Origin of the sequence: Bradyrhizobium sp. 613_E4_N2_2, assembly GCF_052075995.1 — a bacterium.
Classification (GTDB): Bacteria; Pseudomonadota; Alphaproteobacteria; order Rhizobiales; family Xanthobacteraceae; genus Bradyrhizobium; species Bradyrhizobium barranii.
This window is the reverse complement of record NZ_CP197234.1, coordinates 7,509,708-7,532,421: the sequence shown is the minus strand read 5'-3', so window position 1 is coordinate 7,532,421 and position 22,714 is coordinate 7,509,708. Positions and strand designations below refer to the sequence as shown.

Here is a 22,714-nt window from a genome sequence, read left to right as displayed (position 1 = left end):
ATCGCAGGATCTGCAACATGACTGACAGCTTCACCATCCGCTCGATCGAGGCCTTCTGCTATCGCTATCCCTTGGCGACGCCGGTGGTGACGTCGTTCGGCAAGATGCTCAACCGTCCGGCCGTCTTCGTTCGCGCGCTCGACGAGGACGGTGTCGAGGGGTGGGGCGAAGCCTGGTCCAACTTTCCTGCACCGGGCGCCGAGCACCGCGCCCGGCTTGTCAATGAAGTGCTGGCTCCGGGGCTTGTCGGGCGCAGGTTCGACAGTCCCGCCCAGGCTTTCGAGGTCCTGACGAAGGGGACCGAAGTGCTGGCGCTTCAATGCGGCGAGCCCGGTCCGTTCGCGCAGGCTGTTTCGGGCATCGATCTCGCGCTGTGGGACCTCTCCGCGCGTCGGCGGCGCTTGCCGCTGTGGCGGCTTCTCGGTGGGCAGTCGCGCAGGATCAAGGTCTATGCCAGCGGCATCAATCCGGGCGGCGCCGCGCAGACGGCCGAAGCCGCGCTCGCGCGTGGCCATCGCGCGTTGAAGCTGAAGGTCGGCTTCGGTGCCGAGACCGACCTCGCCAATCTGGCCGCGCTGCGCGCGATCGTCGGTGCAGGCATGCTCGCTGCCGATGCCAATCAGGGCTGGTCGGTCGATCAGGCGCTGGAGATGGTGCCGCGGTTGGCCGCGTTCGATCTGCGATGGCTGGAGGAGCCCATCCGCGCCGACCGGCCGCGCGAGGAATGGCGCCGGCTGCGGGCAGCCGCGAAAATGCCGATTGCCGCGGGCGAGAACATTTCGAGCGTCGAGGGATTCAAGGACGTCCTGGCCGAAGACGTGCTCGGCGTCGTTCAGCCCGACATCGCGAAATGGGGCGGACTGAGCGCATGCGCTGGCGTCGCGCGCGACATTCTGAAGGCGGGCAAGACGTTCTGCCCGCATTATCTCGGCGGCGGCATCGGACTGCTCGCCTCGGCGCATCTGCTGGCGGGCATCGGCGGCGACGGTTGGCTCGAGGTCGATGCCAACGACAATCCGCTGCGCGACCGGTTCTGCGGTGCCGTTGCCAGTGTCACGGATGGTACGATCGTCCTCGGCGAGGAACCGGGGCTCGGATTCACGCCCGACCTGTCGGGAATCGCGAACTATCGCAGCCTGTAGACGGCTGCGACACCTGCGTCGTCAGGCGCCGCGCAGGCCAGTTTCCCCTTGCGTTCTATTCCTCGTCGCGGAAAGCTGCCGGCGAGACGGGTAGCCGCCTTCACATTTCATAACGATGGCCGGAGCCATGTCTCGCCGAGCTTGAAAATCAAAGTTCGTTCTGCTCATTAGGGATCTGCAATTGCGCTGCAACATGCGCAAAAAGCCCATCGACTAAAGTCGATAGCCAGCGAGGAAACGAAAAAATGCGCAAGCTCACTTTGGCCATTGCCGTGATCGCCCCGATGCTCGGTCATGCCGCGTCGGCTGAGGACACCCTCAAGATCGGCTACATCGATCCGCTCTCCGGCGGTGGTGCCAGCGTCGGCGAGGGTGGTCTGAAGACATTCCAGTATCTGGCCGACGAGCTCAACGCCAAGGGCGGCATTCTCGGCCACAAGATCGAGATCGTGCCGCTCGACAACAAGACCAATCCGCAGGAAAGCCTGGTGCAGGCCCAGAAGGCGATCGACGCCGGGGTCCACTACATCACGCAAGGCAACGGCTCGTCCGTCGGCGCGGCGCTGTCGGATTTCGTCACCAAGAACAACACGCGCAATCCCGGCAAGGAAGTGCTGTACTTCAACTACGCCGCCGTCGATCCCAGCCTGACCAACGAGAAGTGCAGCTACTGGCATTTCCGCTGGGATGCGAGCTCCGACATCAAGATGGAGGCGCTCACCAACTACATGAAGGACACCGCCTCGATCAAAAAGGTGTACCTGATCAACCAGGACTATTCGTTCGGTCAGTCCGTCCGCTCCGACGCGCGCAAGATGCTCGGCGCCAAGCGGCCCGACATCCAGATCGTCGGCGACGAGCTGCATCCGCTGCTGAAGGTCACCGATTTCTCGCCCTATATCGCCAAGATCAAGGCGTCCGGCGCCGACAGCGTCGTTACCGGCAACTGGGGCCAGGACTTCGCTCTGCTGCTCAAGGCTGCCGCTGACGCCGGCCTGAAGGTCAACTGGTACACTTATTATGCCGGCGGCGCCGGCGGCCCCACTGCCGTCAAGCAGACCGGTCTCGATCATCAGGTCTTCCAGATCACCGAAGGCTTTGCGAATTCCGGCAACAAGGTTGCGATGGATTACGAGAAGGCGTTCCGCGCCAAGGTCAATCTGTCGCTCTGGTACCCGCGTGCGGTCAACGAGATGCGCATGTTCAAGGCGGCTGCCGAGAAGGCCAACTCGATCGACCCCGTGAAGGTGGCGGCGGCGCTCGAGGACCTGAAGTTCGAGGTTCTGGACGGCGGCACCGGCATCATGCGCAAGGACGACCACCAGTTCCTTCAGCCGATCTACATTTCCTCCTTCGGCAAGCTGACCGAGAATGAGCCCTTCGACGAGGAAAACACCGGCTGGGGCTGGCACCTCGTCTCCAAGGTCGACACGGCGCAGGCCATGGTCCCCACGACCTGCAAGATGGCGCGGCCGTAATCACGACATCCGTCGTTTTCCCGCGGCCGACATCGGTCGCGGGAAGGCGGTGGCCGGACTATTCTTGATTGGGCGATGTTCACCGGGGCCATCAGGCCCCGGACAGAGACGAGTGCGCTGTGCTTGAACTCATTGTCATTTCGACCCTGAACGGCGTGCTGTTCGGCATGCTGCTCTTCCTGCTGTCGAGCGGGCTGACCGTCATCTTCAGCATGATGGGCGTGCTCAACTTCGCGCATGCCAGCTTCTACATGCTCGGCGCCTTCTTCGGCTTCCAGCTCACCAAGTGGATCGGCTTCTGGCCGGCGCTGGTGCTGGCGCCGCTACTGGTCGGCGCCATCGGCATGGCGGTGGAGCGCTACGGCCTGCGCAACACCCACAAGCACGGCCATGTCGCGGAATTGCTGCTGACCTTCGGTCTGGCTTTTGCGATCGAAGAAATCGTGTCGATGATCTGGGGCAAGAGCCCGGTCGACTATCGCGTGCCGGCGCTGCTCGACTTCCCGGCCTTCACGATCTTCTCGACCAACTATCCCGCCTACAAGATCTTCATGCTGGCCGTGTCGGTCGTGATCTTCGTGGCGCTGCTGGTCGTGCTCAAGCGCACCCGCGTCGGCCTGATCGTGCAGGCGGCGCTGACGCATCCGCACATGGTCGGGCATCTCGGCCACAATGTCGGGCGCGTGTTCATGGTGGTGTTCGGCGTCGGCAGCGCGCTCGCCGGCATTGCCGGCGTCATTGCCGGACCGGCCCTGGTGACGCAGTCGGACATGGCCGCAGCACTCGGGCCCATCCTGTTCGTCGTCATCGTGTTCGGTGGCCTCGGCTCCTTGCCCGGCGCTTTCATCGCCTCGCTCGTCATCGGACTGGTGCAGACCTTTGCGGTGGCGCTGAACGGCTCGCTGGCGAGTGCGTTCGGACCGCTCGATCCGTCGACGGGACCGTCGGTCCTCACCGACATCTGGAACGTCACGATCGCGCAGGTCGCGCCGATCGTTCCCTATATGCTGCTGGTGCTCATTCTGATCGTTCGCCCCATGGGCCTGATGGGGACGCGCGAGTCATGACCGCCAAACCGATTTCGACATCGAAGCCCGCCGGCGACGGCCTGCGCTTCTACGGCGTCTGGCTGATCGGCATCGCAGCGCTGATCGTCCTGCCGCTGATCTTCTCCTCCGGCGGCTCGCTGACGTCGTTCAGCCTGATCGGCATCGCGATCGTCTTCGCGCTGTCCTACAACATCCTGCTCGGCCAGACCGGACTGCTGTCGTTCGGTCACGCCGTGCATTACGGCCTCGGCGGCTTCGCGGCCTGCCACATGATGAATGCGGTGGTGTCGCACGGCTGGCCGATCCCGCTGCCGTTCATTCCGCTGTTCGGCGGGATCGGTGGTCTCGTCTTCGCTGTCATCATCGGCTGGGTCATGACCAAGCGCGCCGGCACCGTGTTCGCGATGATCTCGCTCGGCATCGGCGAATTGGTGGCGTCGTCCTCACTGATCCTGCGCTCGGTGTTCGGCGGCGAGGCCGGCATCACCACGGATCGCACGGCGTTGCCCAAGATGTTCGGCTGGTCGTTCGGGCCGCAGCTTCAGGTCTATTATCTGATCGCGTTCTGGCTGGTGCTGTCGGCCATCGTGATGTACGCGCTGACCCGGACGCCCCTGGGACGGATCAGCAATGCCGTCCGCGACAATCCCGAGCGTGTCCAGTTCATCGGCTACGATCCTCACGTCGTTCGCTATCTCGCTTATTGCTTTGCCGGGTTCTTCGCGGGCGTCGCCGGCGGCCTGACCGCGATCAATTTCGAGATCGCGAACTCCGCGCTGCTCGGTGCGATCCAGTCCGGTCTGGTGCTGTTCTCCACCTTCATCGGCGGCATCGCCTATTTCTTCGGGCCGATCCTCGGCGCGATCCTGGTGACCTATCTCCAGCTCGGGCTGACAGGCCTCACCAGCGTCTGGCAGCTCTATTTCGGCATCATCTTCATCGGCATCGTGATGTTCGCGCCGGGCGGTATCGCCGGCCTGTTGATGATGCACCGGCCGCTGGTTCGCGCCGGAACGCTGTGGACGGTGATCCCGTCCTATCTCGTCGCTATTGTGCCGACCCTGGCGCTCGCCTGCGGCGTCATCCTCACCATCGAGACGGTCGCGCGCTATTCCGGCGGCGACCCGATCAACCTGTTCGGCATTCCCTTCAATGCGAAGTCCCCGGTGACGTGGATTTCCGCAGCAGTTCTCGTCGTCGGCGGTGCGTTCGTCGCGCGGCTGAGCTGGCGGAGGATCGCGGACGCGTGGGACAGGGCTGCGACGGTCGCCCGTGACCGGGGGTATCTGGCATGAGCGGAGCGGTATCTGGCACGAGCGGAGCGGTATCTGGAAAGAACGCAGCCATCGAAGTCCGCGCCGTCGAAAAGCGCTTCGGCAATGTCGGCATCATCCGCGACCTCAACCTCAGCGTCGCGAAAGGCGAGCGTCACGCCGTCATCGGCCCGAACGGCGCCGGAAAATCCACGACGTTCAATCTGATCAGCGGCCACATCAAGCCGACCTCGGGCGAGGTGAAGCTGAACGGCGATGTGATCTCCGGCCTGCGGCCGTTCGAGATCAACCGGCGCGGCCTGTCGCGCTCGTTCCAGGTCACCAACGTGTTCGCCCGCATGTCGGTCTGGGAGAACGTCCGCTGTGCCGTGCTGTGGGCGACGGGGCATCGCTACGCCTTCTGGAAGAACGTCGACAGCCTGCCGGAAGTGCGCGAGCGCACGGCCCAGATCCTGGACGACATCCATCTCACCCATCGGCGCGATGTTCCGGCGGGACTTCTGACCTATGCCGAGCAGCGCGAGCTCGAGATCGGCATCACCATCGCGAGCGGGGCCACGGTCGTCATGCTCGACGAGCCGACCGCCGGCATGAGCCACGCCGAAACCGACCGCGCGGTGTCGCTGATCCGGCGACTGACCGAGGGCAAGACCCTGGTCATCGTCGAGCACGACATGAGCGTCGTATTCGGCCTTGCCGACCGCATCTCCGTGCTGGTCTACGGCCACATCATCGCCTCGGGCACGCCGGAAGAGATCCGGCGCGATCCGAAGGTCAAGGAAGCCTATCTCGGCGAGGAAGCGCATTGATGCTCGAGGTCAGGGATCTCCACGCCTATTACGGCAAGAGCCACATCCTCCAGGGCGTCGACCTTGACGTCGCCGCGGGCGAGGTCGTGAGCCTGCTCGGCCGCAACGGTGTCGGCCGCTCGACCACGGTCAAGGCGATCATGGGCGAGGTCGCGCCGCAAGGCACGATCCGCTTCAAGGGCAAGGACATCGCCGGCCTTCCCAGCTACAAGATCGCGCACCTCGGCCTCGGCTATGTGCCCGAGCATCGCGATATCTTCCCGAGCCTGACGGTTCGCCAAAACCTCCTGCTCGGCGTCAAGGACACGCGCCGCCCCGGCAAATGGCGGCTTGAGGACATGCTCGAGATGTTCCCCAATCTCGCCGCGCGTGCCGATACGGCCGCAGGCGTGCTGTCGGGCGGCGAAAAGCAGATGCTCACCACCTGCCGGACGCTGATGGGCGATCCGGACCTGATCATGATCGACGAGCCGACCGAGGGTCTCGCCCCGCTCATCGTGCAGCAGGTCGGCGATCTCATTGCGCGCATCGCGCAGGCCGGCGTCGCAATCCTGCTGGTCGAGCAGAAGCTCTCGATCGCGATGCGGATCTCGAAGCGCGTCTACATCATGGGTCACGGCCGCGTCGTGTTCGAGGGGACGCCGGACGAGCTCAAGGCCAATGCCGCCGTGCGCCAGGAATGGCTTGAAGTCTGACGCATGGCTCGAGGTCTGACGCTCACATTGCCGTGTAACGAGCGCGCAAAATAGAACGGCTGCAAGCCGCGCATACGCATCTGAATTCTTCGCTACATCTCACGCTTCATAATCCTTGTATCGTCGCGCTCGCCGGCATCGCAATCGATGCGGCCGATGATAACCAAGAAGAAAGTGGAGGGCGCCGGCGGCAGCCTGTGAGCTCGCGCGTCGATGCGTCTTGCCTGGGAAGGAGATGCCGAGCATGTCGGGAAGACAACTGGTCCGTGGAGTCGTTGCTCTGCTTGCGGCGCTGGGCGCCGCTTCGGCCGCGACGGCCGGAAACTACGACACCGGCGCGACCGACACGTCGATCAAGCTCGGGCAGACCATGCCCTACTCGGGACCGGCCTCCGCCTATTCCGCGATTGGCCGCGCCGAGATCGCCTATTTCAAGATGCTCAACGACAAGGGCGGCATCAACGGCCGCAAGGTCGAGCTGCTCAGCATGGACGACGGTTATTCGCCGTCGAAGACGGTCGAGCAGATTCGCCGCCTCGCCGAGAGCGACGAGGTGCTGGCGATGTTCTCGATGCTCGGCACCGGTCCCAACATCGCCGCGCAGAAATACCTCAACGCCAAGAAGATCCCGCAGCTGTTCCCGTCGAGCGGCGCCAGCCGCTGGAACGATCCGCAGCATTTTCCCTGGACCACCGGTTCGCAGCCGACCTACCGGACCGAAGGCCGCATCTATGCCAAGTGGATTCTTGCGAACAAGCCGAATGCCAAAATCGCCGTCATCACGCCGAACGAAGATCCCGGGCGCGACTATCTCGCCGGCTTCAAGGAAGGGTTAGGGGAGCACGTCAACCAGATCGTGTCCGAGGCCACCTACGAGACATCGGATCCGACCGTCGACTCCCAGATCGTCAAGTTCAAGGCCGCCGGCGCCGACGTTGTTTTCAACGAGTGCACGCCGAAATTCGCGGCGCAAGCGATCAAGAAGATCGCCGAGCTCGGCTGGAAGCCGCAGATCATCCTTCCCGCCGTTTCCAACTCCGTCGGCTCCGTGCTGGTGCCGGCCGGGCTCGACAATTCCGTCGGCATCGTCACCGGTGCTTTCCAGAAGGATCCCGGTGATCCGCGCTGGGAGAATGATTCCGGCATGAAAGCCTGGCGCGAGTGGATGAAGACGTACAATTCGAGCGCCGATCCGGCCGACGTCTTCAACGTCACCGGCTACACCATGGCGCAGATCATGGAGCTGGTGCTGCAGCGCGCCGGCAACGACCTCACCCGCGCCAATTTGATGAAGCAGACGCAGTCGTTCAAGGACGTCGAATTGCCGATGCTGCTGCCGGGCATCAAGCTCAACACCTCGGCCGAGCAGGTGACGCCGATCCGGCAGTTGCAGATGGCGCGCTTCAACGGCAAGTCCTGGGAGCTGTTCGGCGACGTGATCGGCGAATAGGATCGACGCAGTGTGACGGGCGGGCTGGCACAGCCTTGCCCGCCCGTCTTATCCCACAGTTGCTTCCTCCAACGACAGTGAAACGACGATGACACCGACCGGTCCCCTCAGCGGTATCCGCGTTCTCGATCTGACGAGCGTGCTGTTCGGCCCCTACGCCGCGCAGATGCTCGGCGACTGGGGCGCCGATGTCATCAAGGTCGAGCCGCCCGCGGGCGATACCTGGCGCTACACCGGCGTGTTCCGGAACCGCGGCATGAGCGGCCAGTTCATGGCCGTCAACCGCAACAAGCGCAGCCTCGCGCTCGACCTGAAGCATCCTGACGGCAAGGCCGCGCTGGCAAAACTGATCCCGACGGTCGATGCGCTCGTCACCAATGTGCGACCCGCGGCGATGGCGCGGCTCGGCTTCGGTTACGAGGCCTGCGCAAAGCTCAATCCGCGGCTGATCTATGCCGCGGCGACCGGCTTCGGCCAGGACGGGCCGTGGGCGGCGCGCCCCGCATTCGACGAGATCATCCAGGCGGCTTCAGGCCTTGCGTCATCGATCGGATCGGACGAGGAGCCGGAATTCGTTCCGAGCCTGATCGGCGACAAGATCTGCGCGATGGCGATGGTCGGCGCGGTGTCCGCGGCCTTGTTCCGGCGCGAGCGCAGCGGGCAGGGCCAGATGGTCGAAGTCCCCATGCTGGAAACCATCGCCGGCTTCAACAGCATCGAGATGCTGGGCGGACACGCGTTCGATCCGCCGATCGGCCCGACCGGCTACAAGCGGATGAAGAACCGGCGCCCGGTGCAGACCAAGGACGGCTGGCTGACGATGCTGCCTTACTCCGGAGACAATTGGTGCGCCTTCTTCGAGGCTGTCGGCCGTTCCGAGCTGATCGAGGAACTCGGGGTGCGCGATCCCGTGCTTCGTTCCCAGAACATCGACAAGGTCTATGACCGCATGAGCGAGATCGGGCCGACCCGCACCACCGCGGAGTGGGAGGAATTGCTGCTGCGGCTGGACGTGCCGCACACCGCCTTCGCCCGGCTCACCGAGATCGGCGAGCAGCCGCATCTCGCCGCCGTCGCATTGTTTGCGGATATCGATCATCCGACCGAAGGCCGAATCCGGCAGGCGCGGCCCGCGACGAAATTCTCGGAAAGCCCGGCCGGCATCCATCGCATGGCGCCGCGCCTCGGCGAGCATTCGCGCGAGGTGTTGCGCGAGGCCGGCCTGAGCGATGCGGAAATCCAGGCGGCGGTCGACAGCAAGGCGGTTGGTGTCGCGTCCTGAGCCGGCCGGCGTTCGGGAACCGACTCTCTGTGATGACGGTCACATCCTGCTGTCGCGGGCGGGTCTAGCGTAGGTCTGTTCATCTTCGCCCCGGATGCGGTCATGACCACCGCCGACTTTGCCTTCGTTCTGCGCAGGCTGGGCCTTGCTGCCGCCCTCATCTGCGTCCTCCTGAGCCTGACCGTGTTCGCGGTCCTGCTAATCGTGGAGCACGAACCGGTCGGGCAGGCTGCCGCGCACGCTCTGCCGCTCATGGTGTATGCGCTGTTCGGCCTGTTCGGCGCTGCAATGACCCGGCTGATCGGGCGCCGTACCCACTAACCGGACATTGTGCCGCAGCGATTCGTGACCAGCCCCGGGCCAGCTCCGGCCCCAGCCCATCTTCCGCCCGCGCGAGCCCTCGTATATGAGAGATTTGCCGCCTGATAGGTCCGAATATTGCCGGATACGGAACGCAAGGTGGCTGCGAATTCTTAATTCGAAGATCGCAATCTGACGTGATCGACGTAAGGCGCGGACTGGTACTGGACCGGGGAATGGCATGAAAGACCTGATGACGACGGCGCAATCCACCACGGCGATGCGGCGTTGGCGGCCCCCCGGACTTGTTGCGCTCGCAACGGCCGTTGCCCTGACGGCGCTGAGCGGAAGCGCCGAGGCGGCCAAGCAGGCCCGCCAGCCGGCCGAGGCGGTGGCGCCGCGCGAGGCCGGCGAGCCGATCATGGCGATCGTGTCGATCAAGAGCCAGCAGGTCACCTTCTACGATGCCGACGGCTGGATCCTGCGTGCGCCGGTCTCGACCGGCACGACGGGACGCGAGACGCCGGCCGGCGTCTTTGCCATCGTCGAGAAGGACAAGGACCACCGTTCGACCATGTATGACGATGCCTGGATGCCCAACATGCAGCGCATCACCTGGAACGGCATCGCGCTGCATGGCGGGCCGCTGCCCGGCTATGCCGCTTCGCACGGCTGCGTGCGGATGCCCTTCGGCTTTGCCGAGGGCCTGTTCGACAAAACCAACATCGGCATGCGCGTGATCATCTCGCCGAACGACGCGGCCCCGATCGATTTCACTCATCCCTCGCTGTTCGTGCCGAAGCGCGAGGCCATCGCGGCCGTGCCGAACCGGTCCGACAAGCTCTCCGCTGAAGCCGAGGAGGCGATCCAGGCTGCCGCCGAGGCCAAGAAGGCTGCGGCCGCGGCCGCGAAGGAGGCCGCGTCGCTTCCCGCATCGCTGCGCAAGCTGGAACAGCAGAAGGCCAAGGCCGACGCCGAGCTCGCTTTCGCCGACAAGAAGATCGCGGCCGCCAAGACCGATCAGGCGCGGGCGCAGGCCGAGGAACTGAAGCAGAAGGTTGCGACCAAGGCCGCCGACGCTGCGTCGGCGCTCGATGCCGCCAAGGCCACCGCGCAGCCGAAGCGCGACGCCGTTGCCGCCACCAAGGAGGCCGCAAAGGTCGCGGCAACCAGGAAGGCCGATGCCGTGACGGCTGCGACCGACGCCAAGCTCGCGCTTGAGCCGGTGTCCGTTTACATCAGCCGCGCGACGCAGAAGCTCTACGTGCGGCGGAACACGCACAAGCCGGCGCCGGATGGCGGCGGCGAAGTGTTCGACACCAGCATCGAGGTGCCCGTCACCATCCGCAATCCCGACCAGCCGCTCGGCACGCATATCTTCACCGCGATGGCGAAGGCCGATACCGGCCTGCGCTGGAGCGTGGTCACGATCGAGAACGGCGACGACGCCAAGGACGCGCTCGACCGCATCACCATTCCGCAGGACGTCTGGGATCGCATCGGGCCGACGGCATTGCCGCGTTCGTCGATCGTGATTTCGGACGAGCCGCTGAGTGCCGAGACCAACTACCGCACCGAGTTCGTCGCGGTGCTGAGCAATCATCCGCAGGGCGGCTTCATCACCCGCAAGCCGACCGCGCCGCCGCCGATGGAAATGGCAAGCGATGACAGCTGGGGCAATGGCGGCAACGGCTTCGGCTTCTTCTTCCAGCCGCAGCCGAACCCGCAGCCCGTCAATCCGCGCCGCCGCGGCCAGTATCAGTATTATCAGCCGGCGCAGCCGATGCAGCGGGGCTTCTGGTAGGACGGCGCGCCGCGCTGGGCCGCGTCATCGCCTGAGCTGAAGATATTTGTCGTCGGCGACCGCAGCGGCGCCGACGACGGGCATACCGGCTGTCTACTGTGGACCCGTCGACATGCCCTGCAACTGCCGAAGCGGATTGAGCGGGCCAAGCGGGATCAGCTCGAAGCTCATGAGATGAGCCTGCCCCAGGGGCAGCTTTTCGAGCATGTCATGAGCGGCCGCGATATCCGTGACGTTCAGGATGAACGCGACGCCGACACGATTTTGCAGCGAGTACCACTGGTCGATTTTGCCATCGAGATAGAGCTTCACCGTCTCGCGCACTTCCATCGGCAGGATGGCGCGCGCAGCGGCGACATCGGCGCCGGGGTTTACCGTGCCGATCGCGAGAATTCGGGTGGTCGGTGTCGGTGGCGTGGGTGATTGCGCTCGTCCGGGGACGGCGGAGGTCAGGCACAGGGCGAATGCCAGGAGACCGGCAGCGAGTGTAAGCTTCATTTGAAATCCTCCATGTTCCGAGGTTTACGCTCTTCATTTAGTCATGCTTCGCCGGCAGCGATTGCCGCACGTTGCATCGCCGCCGTGGAACGGCGGCGATGCGGGCCGGTTCGGAAGGTTGGTGGAAGCGTCGCGTCGGTCTGACGCGCGGTCACCTGCCCTGGATGAGCATGCCCAGCGGCGCGAGCGGACCGACTTGCATCAGCTCGTAAGTGGCGAAGCCGTGGGTGACGAGCGGCAGTGCTTCCACGGTCGCCTTGGCCTGTTCGAGGGATTCGACGTTCATCAGGAAGATCACGCCGGGCTTGTCCTGGCGAAACCAGAACTGCTCGATCTTCCCGTCGAGATAGAGCTTGAGCGTGGCCGGCACTTCCCTCGGCATGATCTGCTGCCGCTGCTCGGGTGTCGGTGCCTTGCCGATGTTACCGATGGCGATGACTTTCATGTGGGCTCCTTTGGATTGCTGCTTGTCAGTGGACGGCATCGGATCAAGGGCCTCCTGCAATGTTGGCAAAAACGCCATTTTTAGAGGCGTTTACGCCATCGATTCCTCGAGCGAACATCTGGAATAGCTTTGTTTGTTCAGATGATTGCTCTTATCTATCGATCGCGATGAAGGCCTTCGTTCCGGTTGCCGTTGCATCGCAAGCTAGGCTTGCTTCCGTTCGAACGGTAGTGTCGTAAACGACAACTTTGAGAGCGTTTCCGCCATGCGCATTCAATTGCTCGCCCTGGAGGGATTTTGGGACACCGGGCTGACCGTGACGCTCGATGCATTCACCATCGCCAACAATTTCGCAGCCGCTCAAACGGGCGGAGCGCCCCACTTCGATGTCTCAATTGTCGGCGTGCGGAAGAAGGTCCGATCCGGGCAGGGCTTTGCGATCCCCGTCAAATCGGTAACATCCGATCTGAAGCCGGACTGGGTCATCGTGCCGGCGTTGAATACGAGCCGGCCGGAACAGCTGATTCCGGCGCTCGACCGGCGCGATGTCAGAGAGGCAGTGAAACAGCTCCAGTCCTGGTACGCCGAGGGCGCGCGCATCGCCGCGTCCTGCATCGGTACCTTCGTGCTGGCGGAGGCGGGGCTGCTCGATGGACGGGACGCGACCACCACGTGGTGGCTGTCACCCTTGTTTCGCCAACGCTACCCCAATGTTCGTCTCGATGAGGCACGCATGCTGGTGACATCGGACCGCGTCGTCACGGCGGGCGCTGCGATGGGGCATCTCGATCTTGCGCTGTGGTTCATACGCCAGGCGAGCCCCGAGCTCGCGGCCGTCGTGTCGCGCTATCTGCTCGCCGACCTGCGCTCCCTGCAGGCGCCCTTCATCATTCCCAATCACCTCGCGCAGGCCGATCCGCTCATCCAGCGTTTCGAGCGCTGGGCGCGCGAACATCTCAAGCAACGGTTTTCGCTGCAGGAGGCCGCCAGTGCGCTCGCGACGAGCGCACGCACCTTGCAGCGCCGGTGCGAGTCGGTGCTCGGTAAGTCTCCGCTCTCCTACTTTCAGGATCTGCGAGTCGAGCGCGCGCAGTCACTGCTGCATGGCAGCGGTCTCGACGTCGATGCGATCGCCGCCGAGGTCGGCTATGAGGACGGCGCGACGCTCCGGACGCTCTTGCGGGAACGGCTCGGACGCGGCGTGCGCGAGCTTCGCGCAAACCTGCGCTGAGGGTCCGCACCTACGGCCGAGCCTCGATCACGATCGCCTGAATCTTGCCTTCGACCGCTCCGGACCCATGGCGCGATCGGAGTGCCTCGGCGACGAGGTCGGTCGCAGCCTGAAGCTTGCTGGCATCCCTGGCCTCGATCTCGCTCCGCAGCGGCGTACCCTGGCAGAGCGCGATCGCGACATACTCGGCCGACGGCGCGCGGCTCACCGCAGCAAGCGTTTGGATCGAGATGTGGCGGAAGCCCGCTTGTTCCAGATCGGCTCTGATAATGGCCTTGTCGTGATAGCCATGCGGCGTCCGCACCATGAAACGGGGCGGATCATCGGGAAACATTTTTCCGAGCGCGGCGGTGGCGTCGTCAGCGAACACGTTCTCCTCGATGCGGTCCCAGACGTTGAATACGAACGTGCCTTCCGGTCGCAACACCCGCTTTGCCTCGGCATAGCCTTTGACGCGGTCGGGAAAGAACATGACACCGAACTGGCAGCAGACCGCGTCGAACGCGGCTTCGTCAAAGGGCAGGGCGGTGGCATCCGCCTGACGCCATGTCATGCGCGGGTCCTCACCCTGGCGCTGCGCCGCGATCGCGAGCATCGGCTCGTTGAGATCGGTTGCGACGTAACGGATGCCGGGAGGCAGCGCCGCGGTCACGGCCCGCGTAACGGCGCCGGTACCTGCCGCGGTTTCCAGTATCGTCGACGGGGAAAGAGCCGCGATACGCTTCGCGATGTCGGCGGCGTAGTGGGCAAAGATCAGCGGGACGAGATACTCGTCGTAGATTTTCGGAATCGAGCCGGCGAAAACCTTGTCAGTGTTGGACATGCTTGCCTCGCTGAAGGTTCGGACACGAGGTTCATGCTACCATGGATCGCGGTCGTACCGCATCTGCGGCCTCTTCCGGTCGCAATCCTGCGGTCGGATTTTAAGGTTTCGCTCCGCCGACTTCGCGGATCGGCCGCGTCCCGTCCCAGGTCATCGCCGCCTGCCGGACCTTCTCGAAGAACGGCCCCTTGGTGCCGCTGATGTCGGAGATTTCGATGATGGTTCCTGGATGGGCCTGCGTGTCGAAATAGGCAAAGCGTCCCTTGTCTCCGCCGATCTGGCCTTCATGGCCTATCCTGTAGCCGAGCCCGAGTGCCTTGTCGTAGAGCGCCTGATAGTCGTGGCTCCAGTAGGACATGTGCTGGAGGCCCTCGTGGCCGGCGTCGAGGAATTCCTTGTACAGCGAGGGCGCATCGTTGCGCTGCTGGATCAGCTCGATCTGGAGATCGCCGGAATTGGCCAGCGCAATGCTCATCTCGACCGCGGAGTCCTGGCCGCGATGGCGGAACCAGTCGGTCTTGACGCGGTCCATGTAGTACCAGGGGCCGACGCCCATCACCTCGATCCAATGCTTCATCGCGGCCCGGATGTCCCGCACGACGTATCCGTTCTGGCGCACCGCGCCGAAAATGCGGCTCATGCCCGCGCTCCCTTCTGATCGCTCGCGATCGTCACTTGACTTCGATGCCTGCGTCCCTGGCAACCTGCTTCCAGGCCGCGATGTCGCGGGCGTTGATGTCGCGCTGCTCGTCGCCAGGCACGTATTGCGGCGTGATGCCGAGCCCCAAAAGCTTCTCCTTCACCTCGGCATCGCCCAGCGCGTCCTTCAACGCCGCCGACAATTTCTGTGCGATCGGCGGCGCGAGGCCGGCGGGACCATACATCGCCCAGGACAGGCTGCGGTCGAACGGCACGCCCTGTTCCTTGTAGGTTGCGACGTCAGGCAGGCTCGGCGAGCGCTCGCCGCAGGCGGCCAGCGCCTTGATAGAGCCGTCCTTCACCAGCGGCGTCGCGGTCGCCATGTCGAGCGTCGCGAGCGAGATGTGGCCGCCAAGCAGGTCGCCCGCGAGTTTGGCGATGCCGTTGAACGGCACGTGATCCATCTTGATGCCGGTCTGCTGCATCAGGATTTCCGCACAGAATTGTCCGGTCGAGCCGACGCCCCAGCTGCCGTACTGGATCGGCTCGCCCTTCTTGGAAAGCGCGATCAGGCCCTTGATGTCATTGGCAGCAAAGTCTTTGGTCGCCACCAGCATGATCGAGGACGTCCCGATGCGTCCGATCGTCGTAAAATCCTTGATCGAATCGTAGGGCAGTTTTGGATAGATCGCCGGCGCCAGCACATGCGTGGTCATGCCGCCGACGGTGATGGTGTAGCCGTCGTTCGGCGACGCCGCGACCATCTGCGTGCCGAGTGTGCCGGCAGCACCCGTGTGGTTCTCGATATAGACGCCCTGTCCTAGCGTCTTGCCCATCTTGTCGGCGAGCAAGCGGCCGATCACGTCGCCGCCGCCGCCGGCCGCATAGGGCAGAAGCATTTTGATCTTGTGGGTGGGGTAGGCGGCAGGATCCTCGGCGCGTGCCGGCAGCGCCGCCGACAGCAATGCGAGCAACGACAGCGTGACGGTGCGCAGCATCATGATGGCTTCCCCTAATCCTCGAAATGAAATCTGTAGGCCTCGCCGTGCCGGATCACGCGCCCGGCGGTCGGCGCCGGAAAATGGCCGGTGAGCAGATAGCTCGGCGTGTCCGCGAGCTCCTCCAGCAGCGCCATCCGCGTCGCGACCGCCGCGGCCGGATCGATGTCGGCGGCATTCGACAGCCACGGCGCGGCGCACTGGATGGGATGGTGGATGACGTCGCCCGACATCACCGCATGATCGTGGCCGCCATTGAGGTGGATCTGCATGTTGCCGGCGGTGTGGCCCGGCGCTGGCGCAAAGCGTAAGCCTGCGTCGCGATCGCTGAACACGCGATGATCGGTCTCGACCAGCTCGGCGAGGCCGGCGGCGACGACCGGCAGCACGGAGTCCTCGAAAGAGCCGTGGTTGACCGGGCGTTTCGGCGCGGCATTGTGCGCGGCCTCGAAGTGGCGGTACTCCTCGCGTCCCATCAGATAACGTGCGTTGGGGAAGGTCGGCACCCAGCGGCCGTCGAGGAGCCGCGTGTTCCAGCCGACGTGATCGACATGCAGGTGCGTGCACATCACGAAGTCGACCTCTTCAGGGGCAACGCCCAGCGCCTGCATGTTGTCGAGGTAAGGCCGGTTGAGGTTGTCCCACGCCGGCACGCGCGGCCGCGGCTTGTGATTGCCGCAGCAGGTGTCGACGATGGCGGTCCAGCGCGGCGTGCGCACGAGATAGGAGTGGTGGCTGAGGATGAAGCGTCCGGTCTCCGGTTCGATATAGCGGTGATCGAGCCAGCTCCGGTTCTCCGCGATCACCTCGTCGGTGACGTTGGCGAACAGCCAGGTCTTCTCGAAGGCAAGCGAAGGGATCTCGCTGACGAGATCGATCCGCATGCTGCCGATCCTGACCTGCCGCATGGGCTCAGTTCTTCAGGAGATCGCCGAACGGCACCCAGCGCGTGCCGTCGAAGCGGATGAGCTGGAGGCTCGTCATCGGCGTGTAGTGCTCGGGCGAATTGTTCACCGCGGTGCCGTTGATCAGCATCGGCAGCTTTACGTCCTTGAGCGTCGTGGCCTGCTTCAGCACATTGGCGCGGGTGAGGTCGTTTCCGGACGCCTTCAGCACCGTCACCAGCGTCTGCGCGATAGTGTAGCCGTAGACGTTGAGCCAGTCGTTCTTGTTGGCATCCGGCAAATACTTGTCCATGAACGCCAGCCATTCCTTGTAGCCGGCATCGTCCTTCGATGCGGGATCGGTGGCGTCCTTCAGGTACTGGCTGGAGATCACGCCGGTGGAATTGTCCTTGCCGGCCGGCTCCAGCACGCCGCTGATCGAGGCCGAGACATTGGAGATGATGGTGACAGGCTTCCACCCGATCTCGCCGATCTTGCGGATCGCCTGCGCCGCGAATTTTGGCGTTGCCGCCACCAGCACGATTTCTGCGCCTGCGGTCTTGAGCTGCAGGATTTGCGTATCGACCGTCGGCGCCGAGGTCTCGTAAGCCGCGCGCGCGACAATGGCCTCGCCGCTGCCGAGCCCTTCCTCCAACGCCTTCAGATAATCCTTGCCGAGATCGTCGTTCTGGTAGAGCACGCCGATCTTCGCGTTGGCATGGCTCGCCTTGATGTACTTCGCGTAGGCGATCGCCTCGTCGCGATAGGTCGGCTGCCAGCCAACGGTCCACGGAAAGTTCTTGGGATCGTCCCATTTCGCGGCGCCAGAGCCCAGGAAGAGCTGCGGCACCTTGCGGTCGTTGAGATATTTGTGCACGGCGCTGTTGGTCGGCGTGCCGACGCCGCCGAAGATCAGCAGCACCTCCTCGCTCTCGACCAGCCGCCGGGTCTGCTCCACCGTCTTCGGCGGGCTGTAGGCATCATCGGCGATGATCATCTGGATGCGCCGGCCGTTGACGCCGCCGTCGTCGTTCACCTTGCGGAAATAGGCCTCCGCCGATTTCGCGATCTGCGCGAAGGCGGACACTGGCCCGCTCAGCGGCGCGGTGGTGCCGATCTTGATGGTCTTGTCGTCGGCGCCGGGATCGTATTTCGCGCTTTGGGCCTGAACGGCACTGGCTGCGAGCAGCGGCAACAGGATGCAGGCCGCACGAAGGCGAAGGCGGGCAAAGCGCGCCATGAGGTCGTCTCCCCAAAATTGCTCTCCGCCTCTCATTGGAGCGGAGTTGAAACGCGAGAACAGCGCCCGAAGCGGACTTGCGGGGCCGCGACCGCTGCCGCCAGACTGGCGAAACGAACGATCGTTCGTACGGTTGACTAGCGAACGATCGTTCGTTAGTCAAGCCAAATGGCTGTCCACACCTCCAGCGCGGCGGAAGCGGCTGCGCCCACGACCCGCGAGCGCATCCTCTCCGAAGCGCTCAATCTGTTCGCGCAGAGCGGCTATGGCGGCGCCTCGATGCGCGAGCTTGCGCGCCGCGTCGGCATTCGCGAAAGCAGCCTCTACAATCATTTCTCCGGCAAGGCCGCGATCCTCGAAGCGATCGTGGCCGAGCACGGCCCCGCCAGTTCGGCGAGCCGGTTGGAAGAGCCGCGCTACAAGCAGCTGGCGCGCCAGCCGGCCGCGTTCTGCCGTCAGTTCGCGCTTGATCTCGTCGAGCAATGGTCCGACCCGCGCGAGCACCAATTCCAGAAAGTAATCACCGCCGAGCGTAACCGCGTGCCCGGCATCCGCGCCAAATTCGCCGACCATTTTTACGCGCGCGAGCAGAGCATGATGACGGATTACTTTCGCGGTTTTGCGCTCGCCGGCTTGGTCTCGACACCCGATCCGCGCGAGACCGCGCGGCTGTTCGCGGCCGGCCTGATCTACATCCGCCTCGAGCATTACGTGATGGGCGCAGCACCTTCGCCGCGGCCGAAGGTGATCGAGGCGATCGACCGCTATCTCGCCTTTTTCCTGTCGCTGATCGCGGCGGGCAATGGCGAAGACAACAAGAAACGAAAACCCAAGGGAGAAACGCGTGGCAAGGCTGCCCCTGATTGATCCGGAGACGACGAGCGGCGATATCCGCGCCTCGTTCGACCGCATGCCGGTCAAGCTCAACATCTTCCGCATGATGGCCCATGCCGAGGCCAACATGATCCCGGCGATGCGGCTCGGCAATTCGATCCTGCACAAGCAGAAGCTCTCAGCCGTCAACCGCGAGCTTTTGATCTTGCAGGCCGCCCAGCTCGAGGGCGGCGCCTATGAATGGCGCCAGCACGTGCCGATCGCGATCGGGGTCGGCTGCACGCAAGGACAGATCGATGCGGTGGAGCGGGCTGACTACGATGCCGCCGGCTTAAGCGATGCTGAGCGCGCGTTGCTGAAGTTCGGCCGCGAGGTGGTCGAGAATGTTCGGGTGCCCGAGGCGACCTTCGCTGCCGCGCGAAGACACTTCAGCGATCAGGAGATCGTCGAAGCCATCGTCGCGCTCGGCTTCTATATGATGATGGCGCGCCTGACCGAGGCAACCGAAACCGATCTCGATCCCGCGGCCGGCATGAAGGTCTATGACGGCGGCAAGAAGTAGGGCGGCTGAGATGGCGGAAATCGATAGCAAGCCGGAACGTTACGTCCGTCCACCAAGCGCGGAGTCATTGGGCGAAGCGCCGGGCAGGGGACGCCTGAAGGGACGCCGTATCCTGATCGTCGGCGGCGGCCAGCGCGTGTTCGACGCCGCCACCGATCCAATCGGCAATGGCCGCGCCATGAGCATTTTGTGCGCACGTGAGGGCGCGAAGGTGGCGGTGGCAGATCTCAACCGGACGTCCGCACAGCAGACCGTCAAGCACATCACCGACGAAGGCGGCGAGGGTTTTGCCATCACTGCCGACGTCACGTCGGAGCCTGACGTCCAGCGCATGATCGAGGAGGCGCATCGCGCCATGGGCGGCCTCGACGGCATGGTGCTGAACATCGGCACCTTCGGCAAGACCGGCCTCGATGCCGTCAGCCCCGAGGAGTGGAACAGGATCTACGACGTCAACGTTCGCGGTCCCATGCTCTGTTGCCGCGCAGCGATGCCGAAATTCGACAATGGCGGTGCCATCGTCTTCATCTCCTCGATCGCCGCGCTGAAAGCGGGATCGCAGATGGCGGCGTATGATTCTTCAAAAGCCGCGCTCGGCGGCCTGATGCGCAACATCGCCCATCTCGGCTCGCGCCGCGGCATCCGCGCCAATCTCGTCTATCCCGGCCTCGTCGACACCCCCAACGGCCGCGAAGCCGGCGCCGGCCGCCCCAGCCGCGGCAAGGGCCACGTCCCCTTCGGCCGGCAGGCCACCGCCTGGGAGATCGCCTATGCCGTGCTGTTCTTTCTGTCGGATGAAAGCGTCTACGTCACCGCACAGTCGCTCGCGGTGGATAGCGGCCTGAGCGGAATGTAAGACGCCAGTACAATCCGGCGGCGCGGAATTCGATGCCCCGGCGAGCAGAGTCTCTCTTCATTGCGGCGAGGACGCAATCTTCGGCGTTTGCGATTCGCTCATCTGCTCAAGTGCCTCCAGGACGGCCTCGCAGGCCTTCTCGGCTTCGGCGAAGGTACTGAAGGGGGAGCCGCCAAGCTTGATCGCGGACTTGTTTTCTTCGACCGGTCGCCATGAGGCAACCAGGCCCGGCTTTCCGTGAAGGCCAGGACCGGTGCGGTTTTCGTTACTGATCACGAACGAAAATCCGCCGCTGCACGCCATCCAGATTTCAAGTTCATGCACCGGAGTCTCGACGCGCGTAAAGTGCAGGGTCATGTCTCTCTCCAGAGTTTGCTCCGCAGAATGGGCCACGGGCGCAAGCCGTCAGTTGTGCGAATCCCGGATAGCCGCAAGGTCCGAGGTCTCTGATCCCTCGTCTCTCCATGCCGTCAAATCGCCCGGGAGCAGAATGGGATCGCTCTCAACCCGCCTGTTGCGGCTGACCCCTAAGCCAATGAGCCCGCCCAATACCAACGCGGAGCCTGCAATGATCAACCAGTACGGCAAGTCCAACACGGGCATTGCAATTCTCCCACTGAGAGGAGCGCGTTACGCAATTGCCTGGCCGAGGCGCGAGCGGGTTACCTTTGGATAAGTGTCTGTATTATGCGGCGCTTCAAGCTTCGTGCAAGGTACCCAAAAGGGGTAGATTTCTGACCTAAGTTGCCGCCGGCGGGGGCAAGGGGAAGCGATCCGTCCCCCCAAATCTCGTCAAATCCGTCACCGAGAAGATAGGCAAGTTCGACAGCAAGGCTTTTGGTGCGGCCATGAAGGCTGACGGCCAACAATGCCCCTGACAAAGAGTGAGGTGCGCGGCCGGATGGAGCGAAGCGTCATCCGGGAGCACAGCCTCATCGCGCGAGCTGCCCCCGGCACTGCGTTGCGCTTCATCCGGGCTACGAACTGAGGCGCAAGCTCCGCACAATCGCGCGACGGGATGAAACTGCCGGGCAATTTTTGCAGCGTTGTGCGAAGTCCGCGCGCTACGACAAGGAAAGCCGACAGGAATCAACTGCGCTTTCGCTGGCACAAAAATTGCTGAATGTTTCCGCGCAATGATCACAGGAATTCGCGCCGTGACCAACGTCAGCTACACCGTTCCGCCGAACTGGACCGCAGGCTCCGACAAGACAGGCGCGAGCAAGAACAAGAATCCGAACGATCCGAACATGCTGACGACGGGCGCCTATGGCAGCGCGTTCGAACTGTTGCTCGACAATCGAACCAACAGCGACGGCACCACCACGGAGACGCTGACCTACAAGAGCTACAGCGGCAAGACCAACGGCACGTTCTCGGCGACGGCCGAGACGGGGACGGGAGCCGATCTCGGCAGTGCCTCCCAGGCCTTGCTCGCCACGCTTCAAGCCAATGGCGAGATGGACGACAAGACCGCCGCGCAGCTCGACGACGCCATGGGCAAGCTCGATACCCAATCCGAGAGCGGTGCCAAGGATGCCGAAGTGTCCGGCGGCGGCCTGCTGGTGCAGTCCGGCGGCCCGGTCTATTTCAACGGCATCTCGGCCTATCAGAACCAGATCGTGGATTCGCTCGTCAACGAGCTGAGCACCAGGCTGAACCTCGACGCCAAGGCGTGACGGCAGTTCATCGCTGGTGAAACCGGTTGGCAAAGCCGGCCCAACCCGCGCATGATGCGCGGGCGATCTCGGCCACATGCTTTCCCGGATAAATTCAAGACATGAAAACCACGCTGCTGAAGTCCGAAGACTACACCCGCTCGCCCTGGAAGAACGGCGGCGGCATCTTCACCGATATCGCGGATGCCCATCGCGCCGACGCGCCGGCGAAGGATTGGGACAGCCTGCTCTGGCGTTTTGCCTCGACGCCGATCGTGGCGCCCGGGCCCTTCTCCTACATGCCCGGCATCGACCGCCTGCAAATGGTCGTCGGCGGGCGTGGGCTGGTGCTGAAGTCGCCCACGCAGGATTTTGACGAGCGTGAACCTTTTACAACGGTGCGCTTCACCGGAGAGATGGAGATCGTGACCGCGCTCGAGGCGGGTCCCGTCGAGGTCGTCAACCTGATGGCCCGGCGCGGCGCGGCCGAGATCGAGTTGCTGGCACTCAGGGAACCCGGCGATCGGCCTTTGTCCGCCGGCACGCACCTGGTTTACGCGGTTTCCGGCGAATGCAGCATTCGTCTCAATAGCGAGGATATTGTCATTCCCGACGGCAGCACGCTGAAGGTCGAGCTGACCGAGGCGTCCAGATTGGGACTCGTCTCAGGGCTGGCGGTACTGGGCTCGATTCAGCTCGTCGGCTAGATGGCAACCGCCCGGCGGATGCGCATAATCCATGCACCTGGCTAGGTTGACGCAGC

General features: G+C 64.0%; 24 protein-coding genes. 16 read left to right on the top strand and 8 right to left on the bottom strand.

The window, feature by feature from the left end:
- The first annotated feature begins 17 nt into the window (after positions 1–17).
- From AB7290_RS35625 to AB7290_RS35580, 10 genes are all read left to right on the top strand, one after another.
- Positions 18–1,142 (top strand): mandelate racemase/muconate lactonizing enzyme family protein, encoded by a 1,125-nt coding sequence (locus tag AB7290_RS35625; RefSeq protein ID WP_085403257.1) that lies wholly within the window; start codon positions 18–20, stop codon positions 1,140–1,142.
- Between the two features lie 245 nt (positions 1,143–1,387).
- On the top strand, positions 1,388–2,620 hold the full coding sequence (locus AB7290_RS35620) for a branched-chain amino acid ABC transporter substrate-binding protein (RefSeq protein WP_085403258.1): 1,233 nt from the start codon (positions 1,388–1,390) through the stop codon (positions 2,618–2,620).
- A 119-nt stretch (positions 2,621–2,739) separates the two neighbouring features.
- Positions 2,740–3,687, top strand: a complete 948-nt coding sequence (locus tag AB7290_RS35615; protein ID WP_038936438.1) for a branched-chain amino acid ABC transporter permease — start codon at positions 2,740–2,742, stop codon at positions 3,685–3,687.
- Entirely contained in the window at positions 3,684–4,964 is a 1,281-nt protein-coding gene (locus AB7290_RS35610) for a branched-chain amino acid ABC transporter permease (protein ID WP_135215553.1), read from the top strand. The genes AB7290_RS35615 and AB7290_RS35610 overlap by 4 nt, the downstream gene beginning before the upstream one ends.
- The gene (locus AB7290_RS35605) at positions 4,961–5,752 is read left to right on the top strand and encodes an ABC transporter ATP-binding protein (protein WP_085403260.1); all 792 of its coding nucleotides are present in this window, start codon (positions 4,961–4,963) and stop codon (positions 5,750–5,752) included. The genes AB7290_RS35610 and AB7290_RS35605 overlap by 4 nt, the downstream gene beginning before the upstream one ends.
- Entirely contained in the window at positions 5,752–6,447 is a 696-nt protein-coding gene (locus AB7290_RS35600) for an ABC transporter ATP-binding protein (RefSeq protein WP_063985355.1), read from the top strand. The genes AB7290_RS35605 and AB7290_RS35600 overlap by 1 nt, the downstream gene beginning before the upstream one ends.
- Before the next feature lie 235 nt (positions 6,448–6,682).
- Positions 6,683–7,897: an ABC transporter substrate-binding protein gene (locus AB7290_RS35595; protein WP_167768139.1), complete on the top strand. Its 1,215-nt coding sequence runs from the start codon at positions 6,683–6,685 to the stop codon at positions 7,895–7,897.
- Between the two features lie 88 nt (positions 7,898–7,985).
- A complete protein-coding gene (locus AB7290_RS35590) occupies positions 7,986–9,179 on the top strand; it encodes a CaiB/BaiF CoA transferase family protein (protein ID WP_085403261.1) in 1,194 nt (397 codons plus the stop codon).
- Between the two features lie 102 nt (positions 9,180–9,281).
- Complete coding sequence (locus AB7290_RS35585) at positions 9,282–9,500, top strand: hypothetical protein (RefSeq protein ID WP_085403262.1); 219 nt, start codon at positions 9,282–9,284, stop codon at positions 9,498–9,500.
- Between the two features lie 220 nt (positions 9,501–9,720).
- The gene (locus AB7290_RS35580; protein WP_085403263.1) at positions 9,721–11,283 is read left to right on the top strand and encodes a L,D-transpeptidase; all 1,563 of its coding nucleotides are present in this window, start codon (positions 9,721–9,723) and stop codon (positions 11,281–11,283) included.
- Between the two features lie 93 nt (positions 11,284–11,376).
- Here the strand turns inward: AB7290_RS35580 and AB7290_RS35575 are convergent, their stop codons facing one another.
- Both AB7290_RS35575 and AB7290_RS35570 read right to left on the bottom strand, forming a co-directional pair.
- The gene (locus AB7290_RS35575) at positions 11,377–11,781 is read right to left on the bottom strand and encodes a hypothetical protein (protein ID WP_063985350.1); all 405 of its coding nucleotides are present in this window, start codon (positions 11,779–11,781) and stop codon (positions 11,377–11,379) included.
- Between the two features lie 151 nt (positions 11,782–11,932).
- A complete protein-coding gene (locus AB7290_RS35570) occupies positions 11,933–12,226 on the bottom strand; it encodes a hypothetical protein (RefSeq protein ID WP_085403325.1) in 294 nt (97 codons plus the stop codon).
- A gap of 265 nt (positions 12,227–12,491) precedes the next feature.
- Between AB7290_RS35570 and AB7290_RS35565 the strand changes: the two genes are divergently transcribed.
- Positions 12,492–13,457 (top strand): GlxA family transcriptional regulator, encoded by a 966-nt coding sequence (locus tag AB7290_RS35565; RefSeq protein ID WP_085403264.1) that lies wholly within the window; start codon positions 12,492–12,494, stop codon positions 13,455–13,457.
- Positions 13,458–13,467: 10 nt separating this feature from the next.
- On the opposite strand, the gene AB7290_RS35560 is transcribed toward AB7290_RS35565, so the two are convergent.
- The 5 genes from AB7290_RS35560 to AB7290_RS35540 form a co-directional block, all read right to left on the bottom strand.
- On the bottom strand, positions 13,468–14,280 hold the full coding sequence (locus AB7290_RS35560; protein ID WP_085403265.1) for a class I SAM-dependent methyltransferase: 813 nt from the start codon (positions 14,278–14,280) through the stop codon (positions 13,468–13,470).
- A gap of 100 nt (positions 14,281–14,380) precedes the next feature.
- Positions 14,381–14,920 carry a VOC family protein gene (locus tag AB7290_RS35555; protein ID WP_135215556.1) on the bottom strand — a complete coding sequence of 180 codons (540 nt, stop codon included), beginning with the start codon at positions 14,918–14,920 and terminating at the stop codon, positions 14,381–14,383.
- Between the two features lie 31 nt (positions 14,921–14,951).
- Positions 14,952–15,920, bottom strand: coding sequence for a Bug family tripartite tricarboxylate transporter substrate binding protein (locus tag AB7290_RS35550; protein WP_085403267.1), 969 nt, complete (start codon positions 15,918–15,920; stop codon positions 14,952–14,954).
- A gap of 11 nt (positions 15,921–15,931) precedes the next feature.
- The gene (locus AB7290_RS35545; RefSeq protein WP_085403268.1) at positions 15,932–16,825 is read right to left on the bottom strand and encodes an MBL fold metallo-hydrolase; all 894 of its coding nucleotides are present in this window, start codon (positions 16,823–16,825) and stop codon (positions 15,932–15,934) included.
- A 4-nt stretch (positions 16,826–16,829) separates the two neighbouring features.
- On the bottom strand, positions 16,830–18,041 hold the full coding sequence (locus AB7290_RS35540; protein WP_085403269.1) for an ABC transporter substrate-binding protein: 1,212 nt from the start codon (positions 18,039–18,041) through the stop codon (positions 16,830–16,832).
- Positions 18,042–18,209: 168 nt separating this feature from the next.
- Between AB7290_RS35540 and AB7290_RS35535 the strand changes: the two genes are divergently transcribed.
- Genes AB7290_RS35535 through AB7290_RS35525 form a run of 3 tightly spaced genes read left to right on the top strand, consistent with a single transcriptional unit; the run spans position 18,210 to position 20,293 of the window.
- A complete protein-coding gene (locus AB7290_RS35535) occupies positions 18,210–18,908 on the top strand; it encodes a TetR/AcrR family transcriptional regulator (protein ID WP_085403270.1) in 699 nt (232 codons plus the stop codon).
- The gene (locus AB7290_RS35530; RefSeq protein WP_085403271.1) at positions 18,886–19,437 is read left to right on the top strand and encodes a carboxymuconolactone decarboxylase family protein; all 552 of its coding nucleotides are present in this window, start codon (positions 18,886–18,888) and stop codon (positions 19,435–19,437) included. Before AB7290_RS35535 ends, AB7290_RS35530 begins: the two co-directional genes overlap by 23 nt.
- A gap of 10 nt (positions 19,438–19,447) precedes the next feature.
- Positions 19,448–20,293, top strand: coding sequence for an SDR family NAD(P)-dependent oxidoreductase (locus AB7290_RS35525; RefSeq protein ID WP_085403272.1), 846 nt, complete (start codon positions 19,448–19,450; stop codon positions 20,291–20,293).
- Between the two features lie 57 nt (positions 20,294–20,350).
- Here AB7290_RS35525 and AB7290_RS35520 read toward each other — a convergent pair whose 3' ends face one another.
- Positions 20,351–20,650 (bottom strand): hypothetical protein, encoded by a 300-nt coding sequence (locus tag AB7290_RS35520; RefSeq protein WP_085403273.1) that lies wholly within the window; start codon positions 20,648–20,650, stop codon positions 20,351–20,353.
- An 800-nt stretch (positions 20,651–21,450) separates the two neighbouring features.
- Between AB7290_RS35520 and AB7290_RS35515 the strand changes: the two genes are divergently transcribed.
- A complete protein-coding gene (locus tag AB7290_RS35515; protein ID WP_135215557.1) occupies positions 21,451–21,972 on the top strand; it encodes a hypothetical protein in 522 nt (173 codons plus the stop codon).
- Between the two features lie 101 nt (positions 21,973–22,073).
- Complete coding sequence (locus AB7290_RS35510) at positions 22,074–22,658, top strand: HutD/Ves family protein (protein WP_085403276.1); 585 nt, start codon at positions 22,074–22,076, stop codon at positions 22,656–22,658.
- Positions 22,659–22,714 lie beyond the last annotated feature (56 nt).